Source organism: Hydrogenivirga sp. (genome assembly GCF_056450045.1).
This window is the reverse complement of sequence record NZ_JBWONM010000052.1, coordinates 1-11,406: the sequence shown is the minus strand read 5'-3', so window position 1 is coordinate 11,406 and position 11,406 is coordinate 1. Positions and strand designations below refer to the sequence as shown.

The 11,406-nt window shown below is 52.8% G+C and carries 6 protein-coding genes; all 6 read right to left on the bottom strand.

Annotation, left to right across the window (positions count from 1 at the left end; all coding sequences use genetic code 11):
* The coding region (locus AC1HCM_RS02075; RefSeq protein ID WP_479460117.1) for a GTP-binding protein at nt 1-361 on the bottom strand (361 nt) is incomplete at its 3' end.
* A gap of 18 nt (nt 362-379) precedes the next feature.
* Nucleotides 380-2,479, bottom strand: a complete 2,100-nt coding sequence (gene fusA, locus AC1HCM_RS02070) for an elongation factor G (protein ID WP_479460116.1) — start codon at nt 2,477-2,479, stop codon at nt 380-382.
* A 12-nt stretch (nt 2,480-2,491) separates the two neighbouring features.
* A complete protein-coding gene (rpsG, locus tag AC1HCM_RS02065; RefSeq protein ID WP_479460115.1) occupies nt 2,492-2,974 on the bottom strand; it encodes a 30S ribosomal protein S7 in 483 nt (160 codons plus the stop codon).
* Nucleotides 2,975-2,977: 3 nt separating this feature from the next.
* Entirely contained in the window at nt 2,978-3,364 is a 387-nt protein-coding gene (rpsL, locus tag AC1HCM_RS02060; RefSeq protein ID WP_479460114.1) for a 30S ribosomal protein S12, read from the bottom strand.
* A gap of 40 nt (nt 3,365-3,404) precedes the next feature.
* On the bottom strand, nt 3,405-8,141 hold the full coding sequence (rpoC, locus tag AC1HCM_RS02055; RefSeq protein WP_479460113.1) for a DNA-directed RNA polymerase subunit beta': 4,737 nt from the start codon (nt 8,139-8,141) through the stop codon (nt 3,405-3,407).
* A partial coding sequence (gene rpoB / locus AC1HCM_RS02050) for a DNA-directed RNA polymerase subunit beta (protein WP_479460112.1) occupies nt 8,138-11,406 on the bottom strand: 3,269 nt, incomplete at its 5' end. The genes rpoB and rpoC, both read right to left, overlap by 4 nt.

Here is an 11,406-nt window from a genome sequence, read left to right as displayed (position 1 = left end):
TTGTCTGGGGCATCGGTCCGTCGGCTGCTGAGACGACCAGAATCGCTCCGTCCATCTGTGCTGCTCCGGTTATCATGTTCTTGATGTAGTCTGCGTGTCCGGGACAGTCAACGTGTGCATAGTGTCTCTTTGCTGTCTCGTACTCAACGTGGGTTATGTTTATGGTTATTCCTCTTTCCTTCTCTTCGGGTGCTTTGTCTATCTCTTCATACTTAAAGCACTGAGCTTTCCCCCCTTCTACCAGTCCTGCTGCCAGGGTGCAGGTTATGGCTGAGGTGAGGGTGCTCTTGCCGTGGTCTACGTGCCCTATGGTCCCTACGTTCACGTGCTCTTTAGTCCTCTCAAATTTCTCCTTCGCCATCTCTTTCCTTACCTCCTATCAGGCACTCTTTCCAGCCATCCGCTGACCTATGATCTTTTCAGCGATATGCTGAGGAACCTCCTCGTAATGGGAAAACTTCATTATAAACGTTCCTCTTCCTTGTGTCAAGCTCCTTAGGGTTGTCGCGTAGCCGAACATCTCAGCAAGGGGGACATGAGCCTTAACGACCGTTATCACCCCCTTGTTCTCCATTCCCATTATCTTTCCACGTCTGGAGTTCAGGTCTCCTATGACATCGCCGACATAGTCTTCTGGGGTCTCAACCTCAACCTCCATTATGGGCTCAAGGATGACGGGGTCAGCTTTCTTCGCTGCATCCTTGAAAGCCATTGAACCCGCTATCTGGAAGGCTATCTCTGAGGAGTCAACCTCGTGGTAGGAGCCGTCAAAGAGCCTTACCTTAACGTCCACAACGGGATAGCCGGCAAGTATGCCGCCTTCAAGCGCCTCCTTTATACCCTTCTCAACCGCAGGTATGAACTCCTTGGGTATAACACCCCCCACTATGGCGTTCTCAAAGACAAAGCCCTGTCCCCTCTCAAGGGGCTCAACCTCTATGATGGCGTGTCCGTACTGACCTCTACCACCCGTCTGCCTTATGAACTTGCCCTCTCCAGTTGCCTTCCTACGTATGGTCTCCTTGTAGGCGACCTGAGGCTTACCGACGTTCACCTCTATGTTGTACTCCCTCTTCATACGGTCAACCATTATCTCAAGGTGGAGCTCTCCCATACCGTGGATGAGGGTCTGACCCGTCTCGGGGTCAGCGGTAGCCCTGAAGGTGGGGTCCTCCTTCATGAACTTGTTCAGAACCTGAGAGAGCTTCTCCTGGTCCTTCTTGGTCTTGGGTTCTATCGCCATTGATATGACCGGGTCCGGGAACTCAAGCTTTTCAAGGATTATGGGGTGCTTCTCGTCCGCAAGGGTATCACCGGTAGCGGCATCAAGACCAACGACGGCGCATATCTCACCTGCGGAAACGTCCTGTATCTCCTCCCTCGTGTTGGCGTGCATCCTGAGAAGCCTTCCTACCCTCTGCTTCTCACCCTTGGTGACGTTCAGAACGTAAGAGCCAGCCTTGAGCTGTCCGGAGAAAACCCTTATGTAGGTCAGCTGACCGGCGTAGGGGTCGGACATGACCTTAAAGGCATATGCACAGAAGGGTTCGCTGTCCTCGGGCTTCCTCTCCTCGGTTTCACCCGTGTTGGGGTTTGTCCCCTTTATAGGTGGGAGATCTACAGGAGAGGGAAGATAGTCAATTATCGCATCAAGCAAGGGCTGAACACCCTTGTTCTTGAAGGCGGAACCACAGAGAACGGGAACAAGCTTTCTCTCTATCGTAGCGTTCCTAAGAGCTCTCCTGAGCTCCTCTACGCTCACCTCCTGCCCTTCAAGGTACTTCTCCATAAGTTCGTCGTCGGTCTCAACGATGGTCTCCACCATCTTCTCACGCCACTCCTGAGCCTTATCCGCGTACTCGGGCGGTATGTCCCTTATCTCGTACTTCGCTCCCAGGGTCTCCTCAAGCCATATTATCGCCTTCATCTCCATGAGGTCTATAACACCCTCAAAGTTGTCCTCAACGCCGACGGGTATCTGAACCGCAACGGGCTTTATGGTGAGCTTCTCCTCTATCTCGTTGAAGACCCTGTAAAAATCGGCTCCGAGCCTGTCAAGTTTATTTATGAAGGCTACCCTCGGGACGTTGAACCTATCAGCCCACCTCCAGTTAGCCTCCGACTGGGGCTGGACGCCCTCAACCGCGGAGAAGATAAAAACTATCCCGTCAAGCACCTTCATTGAACGGACGACCTCAACGGAGAAGTCAACGTGTCCGGGTGTGTCTATTATGTTTATCTGATACTTCTGTCCGTTCCTTTCCCAGAAGCAGGCGGTCGTTGCGGCGGTTATAGTTATACCCCTCTCCTTCTCCTGCTCCATCCAGTCCATAGTGGCTGCACCTTCGTGCACCTCACCTATCTTGTAGGTCCTTCCCGTGTAGTAGAGAACCCTCTCGGTAGTCGTTGTCTTTCCCGCATCAATGTGCGCCACTATCCCTATGTTCCTTAACTTCTCTATCGGAACCGCCCTTGCCATAACCGAACCTCCTTACCACCTGAAGTGGGAGAACACCATGTTAGCCTGAGCCATCTTGTGGGTGTCCTCCTTCTTTTTAACCGCTCCGCCCTTTCCGTCAAGGGCATCAAGCATCTCAGCCTTAAGCCTCTGCGCCATTGTGTAAGAGCCTCTCCCCTTGGGTCTATTCCTCGCAGCTTCAACCAGCCATCTTATTGCGAGGCTTATCTGCCTCCTCTCAGGGACCTCTATAGGAACCTGGTAGGTAGCTCCTCCAACCCTTCTGGGTCTCACCTCCCACTGGGGTTTGAGGTTCTCTATCACCTTGTGCATCAGCTCAACGGGGGTCATACCCCTCTCCTGAGCCGCCTCTTCAAGGGCTGTGTAAACTATCCACTCGGCAACGCTCTTCTTGCCGTCTTTCATCACCTTGTTTATTAGCTTCTGCACCAATACATCACCGTACTTGGGGTCCGGTGGAATCTCCCTTGGGGTTACCGGTCCTTTCCTGGGCATACCTTAACCTCCCTTCTCTTCCTTGGGTCTCTTGGCTCCGTACTTGGAGCGGGATTGACGCCTTCCCTGAACTCCTGCAGCGTCCAGCGCTCCCCTTATCACCTTGTACCTGACACCGGGAAGGTCCTTGACCCTTCCACCCCTAACGAGAACTATGGAGTGCTCCTGAAGGTTGTGTCCCTCACCGGGTATGTAGGCGGTAACCTCTATGCCGTTTGAGAGCCTAACCCTCGTGACCTTCCTCAGAGCCGAGTTCGGCTTCTTGGGCGTAACCGTGTACACCCTGACGCAAACCCCCCTCTTCTGAGGGTTCCCTTCCAGTGCAGGGGATTTGGACTTCTTCCTCTTCTTCTGCCTGCCGTGCTTTATCAGCTGGTTTATGGTCGGCATACCTCTATCCTCCTGAAAACACGCAATCTACTATTATATCTCACTCACCTTCCTCCTTCAATTCTTCCTGAGGTGTCTCGGGGAAGAGGCTCTTCTGACCCTCCTCAACCACGTTCACCCTTGAGTACTCGTCCACACCGGTTCCAGCGGGGATCAGGTTACCGACTATGACGTTCTCCTTGAGACCGTAGAGCTCGTCTGTCTTACCCTCGCAGGCGGCTTCCGTGAGGACCTTCGTTGTCTCCTGGAACGAGGCGGCGGATATCCAGCTCCTCGTGGAAAGGGAAGCCTTAGTTATACCCACGAGGACGGGCTCAGCTTTGGGGAGCTTTCCTCCCTCTTCCTTTATCCTCTGTATCTCTTCCTCAAGCTCCTCCCTGTCAACCTCTTCGTTCACGAGGAACCTGCTGTCTCCGGGGTCCACTATCCTCCTCTTCCTGAGCATCTGTCTGATGATTATCTCAAAGTGCTTGTCGCTTATATCAACACCCTGGAGCTTGTAAACCATCTGGACCTCTTTGAGTAGGAACTTCTGGAGCTCCTCAACGCCCTTTACCTTGAGCATCTCCTCGGGTATGGGTGTGCCGTCCGTAAGGGGTTCACCAGCCTTTACCTCGTCTCCGTCCTTCACGAGCAGGTGCTTACCCTTCGGAACGAGGTACTCCTTCTCAAGACCAGTATCCTTATCGTAAACGATGACCCTGAAGCCTTTGCTTCCCTTCATCCTGACCTGTCCGTCTATGTCGGAGGTGATGCTCTCGGTTATCTTCTGTCCCTTCTTTATGAACTGCCCGTGCCTGACGAGTATGAGCTCATCCTTCTTTATGGCGTACTTCCTTGTCTCACCGCTGACAGCGTTGTAGATTATCACCTCATCCGCATCCTCGTATATCTTCACGTAGCCATCTATCTCGGAGATTATCGCCGGGTTCTTGGGCTTACGTGCCTCAAAGAGCTCCTCAACCCTGGGCAGACCTCCGACTATGTCCCTGACCTTTGCCATCTCTTTGGGGATACGGGCGAGTATATCTCCGGGCTTTACTTTAAGGTCCTTCACCACATAGTACCTGTGCTGAACCTGGGCGTCCTCAGCCTCGGAACAGGTCGGACAGACGTGCCACTCCAGCTCCATCTTCTCGGAAGGTATGTTGAGAATTGAGTTGACCGGCAGGTCGTAGGTGAGCTCCCTTCCATCTTCTGTGACAACAACGACCCTCGGGGTGTGAAGGGTGGCGTCTTTGGGTCTCATGAAGGAGACTATAGTGACCGTCTTTCCGGTAAGGGCGTCCCTCTCCTCTCTGACGGTAACGTCAAGGATTATGTCCCTTAGCTCAACCTTACCCTCTTCTTCAGCGATTATGTAGGTGTTGAAGGGGTCCCACTCCGCAAGGGCACTGCCCTCCTTAACCTCCTGACCTTCCTCAACGAGCATCTTAGCTCCGTAGGGGACAGCGTGCCTCTCAATCACCCTTCCCTCTTCATCAACTATACCGATTGCTCCTTCCCTTGATATGTTGAGAACCTCTCCCTTCCTGCTGGTTATAAGCTTGAGATTGTAGAACTTAACCTTGCCGGAGGTCTCGGCCTTGAGAACGTTCTGAATCTTCTGGGCTGTCGCAGCACCACCTATGTGGAAGGTCCTCATCGTGAGCTGGGTGCCCGGCTCTCCTATGGACTGGGCGGCTATAACACCCACAGCCTCTCCGACGGAGACTATCTTCCTCTGGGAGAGGTCCCATCCGTAGCACATGGCACAAACTCCCCTCCTCGCTTCACAGGAAAGGGGAGACCTGACCTTGACCTTCTCAACCCCGCTACGGGCTATCTTCTCTGCGAGCTTCTCGTCAATAACCTCGTTCCTCTTGGCTATTAGCTCTCCGGTGTAGGGGTCCTTGACGTCTTCGGCGAGAACCCTTCCGAATATCCTGTCCTTGAGGGGAACCTTCTCCTCACCACCTTCAACTATGGGCTCAACATCAATGCCCTTCAGGGTTCCGCAGTCGTGCTCCGTTATAGTTATGTCCTGGGCAACGTCAACGAGCCTTCTCGTCAGATAACCCGCAAAGGCTGTCTTTAGGGCTGTATCCGCAAGACCCTTCCTCGCACCGTAGGTTGATATGAAGTACTCAAGAACGGATAGACCCTCACGGAAGTTTGATATTATGGGCGTCTCTATGAACTCTCCCGAGTGCTTTGCCATGAGACCCCTCATACCGGCTAGCTGCCTTATCTGGTCTCTGTTACCTCTCGCACCGGAGTTTGCCATCATGAATATCGGGTTGAAGACACCGGGGAACTTCTTCCCGTTTTCAAGCCTCTCTCCCTTCTCAATCTCGTCAAACATAGCCTTGGATACCTGATTGGTAGCCTCAGACCAGACGTCAATTATCTTGTTGTACCTCTCCTTGTTGGTTATGACGTTGCTGACGTACTGGTTCCATATCTCGTCGGTGGTCTTGAGAGCCTTCTCAATTATCTCCTTCTTCACCTTGGGCACCTGAAGGTCGTCCACACCGATGGATATACCTGCCATGGTAGCCCTTGCGAAACCCAGCTCCTTAACACGGTCAAGAAACTTGACCGTCTCTTCATTACCCACCTGTATGTAGAGGTCGGTTATCAGCCTGGAGAGCTTCTTCTTGTCAAGGGTGTAGTTAACGAAGGGAACACCTTCGGGCATTATTGAGTTGAAGAGTACCCTTCCGGGTGTTGTGTCTATCAGCTTGCCGTCAAGCTTGAGCTTTATCCCGGCGTGTATGTCAACCACTCCGAGCTCAAGAGCCTTGAGAACCTCCTCTCTGGAACCGAAGACCTTACCCTCTCCCTTCCTGCCGGGTATGGGATCCTGGGTCATGTAGTAGGTTCCCAGAATCATGTCCTGAGAAGGCATGGTGAGGGGTTTGCCGTGAGCAGGGGATAGTATGTTCTGGGTTGAGAGCATGAGTATGTAGGACTCAAGCTGAGCCTCTATGCCGAGGGGGACGTGAACAGCCATCTGGTCCCCATCAAAGTCAGCGTTGAAGGGTGGGCAGACGAGGGGGTGGAGTCTTATAGCCTTGCCCTCAACGAGGACGGGCTCAAAAGCCTGTATTGATGGTCTGTGGAGTGTGGGTGCACGGTTCAGAAGGACCGGGTGCTGTTTGACAACCTCCTCAAGGCACTCCCAGACCTCCGGGGTCTTCTGCTCAACGAGCTTCTTGGCGTTCTTTATGGACGTGGCGTAGCCCTTCTCCTCAAGCCTCCTGTAAACGAAGGGTTTGAAGAGCTCAAGAGCCATTATCTTGGGAAGACCGCACTGGTGCATCTGGAGCTCTGGTCCAACGACTATTACCGAACGACCCGAGTAGTCAACCCTCTTACCGAGTAGGTTCTGCCTGAACCTACCCTGCTTACCCTTGAGGTAGTCCGCCAGAGACTTGAGGGGTCTTCCATTCTGGGTGACGACCCTTCCGCGTTTCCCGTTGTCTATCAGGGCATCTACCGCCTCCTGGAGCATCCTCTTCTCGTTCCTTATGATTATCTCTGGTGCGTCAAGCTCTATCAGCCTCTTGAGACGGTTGTTCCTGTTTATGAGCCTCCTGTAGAGGTCGTTCAGGTCGGATGTGGCGAACCTTCCTCCGTCCAAGGCCACGAGGGGTCTCAGGTCTGGGGGAAGAACAGGTATTACCTCAAGTATCATCCACTCGGGCCTGTTTCCGCTCTTTATAAAGCCGTCAACGAGCTTGAGAATCCTGAGATACTTCCTTACCTTCTGCTCTGATACTTCCTTCAGGACGGTGTGCCTTATCTCCTCCTTGACCCTCTCAAATATGGGTATGTTCTTCTTAGCCCTTACGTTCTCGTAGTAAGTCCTTATCGCTTCCTTGCCGGTCAGGTACTCATCTCCCTTGTCCTCTTCGGAGAGCTCACCCGTCTCAACGTTCAGATACAGCTCCTCAGAGATTATCTTGTGCAGTGCCTGCTCAAGGGTAAGCTTCTTCTCCTCGAGGTTAGGGAAGTTGACACCGAACTGACGCAGGCTCTCAGCTACAGTCCTTATTATCTTCTCATACAGGTTCTTGTACTGGGTCTCAAGCTCCTTCCCGAGGTCCTCAAAGCCTATGCTGTAAGGCTTTATGAGCTCCTTGAGCTTCCGCGAATACTCGGGCAGGTCAAGCTGGGACAGGACGGTCTTGACTATCTCAGCCCCCATGCCGTACTCGTACTTCTCATCAACGGTGAAGGAGTACTCTTCCTCAAACTCCGCTTCGTTTACCACGTGGAGCTTCACCCACTTGGTCGTGGTGCCGTCGTTGAGAGGGATCGTCTCCTCAAGCTTTGCGAAGGCTTCTTCCTCTTCCTCTGTCGGATACTCTATAACGAGATAGGACTCAAAGTAGATTATCCTCTCTACATCCCTTGAGGTAAGGTTCAGGAGCGTTCCTATCTTTGAAGGTGTGCTCTTCAGAAACCATATGTGGGCTACCGGAGCGGCAAGCTCTATGTGTCCGAACCTCTTCCTCCTCTCGTAGGAGAGGGTCACCTCAACCCCACATCTATCACATACCGTCCCCTCGTACCTCTTACCCCTGTACTTTCCGCACAGACACTCGTAGTCCTTTATGGGTCCAAAGATCTTTGCACAGAAGAGTCCATCCTTCTCCGGCTTGAGCGTCCTGTAGTTCAAAGTCTCAGGGCGCTTTACCTCCCCCATTGACCAGCTCCTCACCTCCTCAGGTGAGGCAAGGAGAAGCTTGATCTTTTCAAAGGGAAAGAGACCTCTTCTCTTCTGATTCATTTCTCTTCCTCCTCTTTCATCTCAACTTGGTCACAGCCAACATCCTCGCCGTTGACACACCTGACATCAAGGCTCAGAGCCTTGAGCTCCCTTACGAGAACCCTGAAGGACTCAGGTATGCTCGGCGAGTAGGTGTACTTACCCTTCACTATAGCCTCATAGACCTTGCTCCTTCCCTCTATATCGTCGGACTTGACGGTTAGCATCTCCTGGAGGGTGTAGGCTGCTCCGTGAGCCTCAAGAGCCCAGACCTCCATCTCTCCGAGACGCTGACCTCCAAACTGTGCCCTTCCTCCGAGGGGTTGCTGGGTAACGAGGGAGTAAGGTCCAGTTGATCTTGCGTGGACCTTATCGTCAACCATGTGGATAAGCTTGAGCATGTGCATGTAACCGACGGTGACCTCAAAGTCAAAGGGCTCTCCCGTCCTTCCATCGTAGAGGGTGCTCTTGCCATTCTCCTTGAGACCTGCACGCTTGAGGAGCTCCCTTATAGCGCTCTCCTCGGCACCTTCAAAGGCGGGTGTAGCCATCGGAATTCCATTCTGGGCGTAATCCCTTACCACGCTGTAGAACTCTTCATCGGACAGGGAGTTTAAGAACTCCTCTATGAACTTTGCGTTCTCACCCGTAGGGTCACCTATAGCGTAGGTCTCCTTCAGCCACTTAGTTATAGCCTTCCTCGTCGCCCCGTCTGAGAGCATCTGACCTATCTTCTTTCCGAGTCCCTTGGCTGCCCAGCCGAGGTGGGTCTCAAGGATCTGACCTACGTTCATACGGGATGGAACACCGAGAGGGTTGAGAACGACGTCAACGGGCGTTCCGTCGGGCAGGAAGGGCATGTCCTCCACGGGAAGAACGACGGACACAACACCCTTGTTCCCGTGCCTACCCGCCATCTTATCACCCACCTTTATCTTCCTCTTCTGGGCTATGTAAACCTTGACGAGGGTTATCACACCCGCGGGCAGGTCTCCACGCCTGTAGAGGGACTTCTTCTTCTCCTCGTATATCTTGCTGAGCATCTGTATCTGGCTCTTAGCCTTGTTCACGACCTCTGTGATGTTCTGGATCAGCTTCTTGTTCTTGAAGAAGTTGTCGGGCTTGGAGATTATGAAGTTGAGCAGGGACTTGAAGAGGGCTTCGTCTATGACCGTCCCAGCCTTGTAGGTCTTCTTCCTAAGCGTGACGTCCTTCTCTATCTTCTTACCGAGTATAAAGCCCTTGAGGACCCTGTTCCTTCCCTCAATTATGAGCTTCTTCCTTTTCTCCATCTCCTCGGTGAGAGACTCAAGCTCCTCCCTCTCCACGCTGTCAACGAGCATGTTCTTCCTCTCACCGGTGCGCCTCGTGAATATCTGGACGTCTATTACGACACCTTCAACACCGGGGGGACATCTGAGGGATGAGTCCTTGACATCCTTTGACTTCTCACCGAAGATAGCCTGAAGGAGCTTCTCCTCGGGTGTAAGCTGGGTCTCCCCCTTGGGGGTAACCTTTCCGACGAGGATGTCCCCGGGCTTGACGTAGGTTCCGATCTTAACTATACCGAGCTCGTCAAGATGGGCGAGTGCCCTCTCGGGAACGCCCGGTATCTGTCTCGTTATCTCTTCCTCTCCAAGCTTTGTCTCTCTCGCCTCAAGCTCAAGCTCCTCTATGTGTATAGAGGTGAACACATCCTCCTTTACGAGCCTCTCGGAGATCACGATAGCGTCCTCAAAGTTGTACCCCCTCCAGGGCATGAAGGCAACGAGTACGTCCTTACCGAGGGCGAGCTCTCCCCTGTAGGTTGACTGGCCGTCCGCTATAACATCCCCAGCCTTCACCTCTTCACCCTTTCTCACGAGGGGTCTCTGGTTCACACAGGTGTTCTGGTTGGTCCTTTGAAACTTCTTCAGCTCGTAGATGTCTATCCCGAAGTCAAGGGGGTCTTCCTTGTTCACCTCCTCCTCGTTCACCCTTATGATTATTCGGGAGCTGTTGACCTCCTCAACGACACCGCCCCTCTTGGCAACGACAACGGAGTGAGAATCTCTGGCAACCTTCTTCTCCATGCCGGTACCTATCAGGGGTGCCTGGGTGAGGATAAGGGGAACCGCCTGCCTCTGCATGTTAGAACCCATCAGAGCTCTGTTGGCGTCGTCGTGCTCAAGGAAGGGTATGAGTGAGGCTGAGACGGATATCACCTGTCTAGGTGAGACGTCTATGTAGTTCACCTGCTCGGGTCTCACTATCCTTATGTCGTTCTTGTGCCTTGCGAGGACCCTTTCTTCAAGTATCCTTCCCTTTTCGTCGGTGGGTGTGCTCTGGGCTATAACGTAGTCCTCCTCCTCGTAGGCTGCGAGGTACTCTATCTTATCGGTTACCACACCGTTCTCAACCTTCCTGTAGGGCGTTATGAGGAAGCCGTACTCGTTCACCTGAGCGTAAACCGTCATTGAGGTCACGAGACCTATGTTCTGACCCTCGGGCGTTTCAATGGGACATATACGTCCATAGTGGGAAGGGTGAACGTCCCTTATCTCAAACTTGGCGCTTTCCCTCGTGAGTCCTCCCGGACCGAGGGCTGATAGTCTCCTCTTGTGGGTCAGAGCAGAGAGGGGGTTGGCGTTGTCAAGATACTGGGAGAGCTGTCCTCCCTTCAGGAACTCAACTATTGAGTTTGTCAGATACCTCGGGTTTATGAGGTCCTGAGGTCTTATGTTCGGGTCTTCGGGGTTTATGACAGCGACCCTGTCCCTGAAGACCTTCTCCATCTTCGCTATTCCGGTTCTGACCTGGTTTTCCAAGAGCTCACCTACAGACCTCACCCTTCTGTTACCAAGGTGGGCTATGTCGTCCTTTCGCTCCCTTCTAAAGCGTAAGTCTATCAGGTACTTGAGGATGTTCACGAGGTCTATGGGGAGTATGAACCTCGCCTCATCTTCGGTATAGTCCTTTATCTTGACTTCCTTTATCTTCTTGTTTTTAAAGATTTCCTTGAGTATCTCTGGAGTAAGCTTCGTGCCCTCCTTGTACTTCCCAACGTCCTCGGCGAGGGCTACCGGCGGTAGCTTATCAAGCTTATCAACGTCTGCGGGCTTGAGGACTTTGGGTAGCTTGTGAACCTTCGCGTTTATCTTCACACGACCGACCTTGGAGAGGTCGTATCTCGTTATCTGGTTGAAGAATACCTCGTAGTAGGAGCGAGCCCTCTCAATCAGGTTCTCTATCTCCATGGTCATGGTCTCTACGAGCCTGAGCTTCTTGTATATCTCCATGTAGCCGT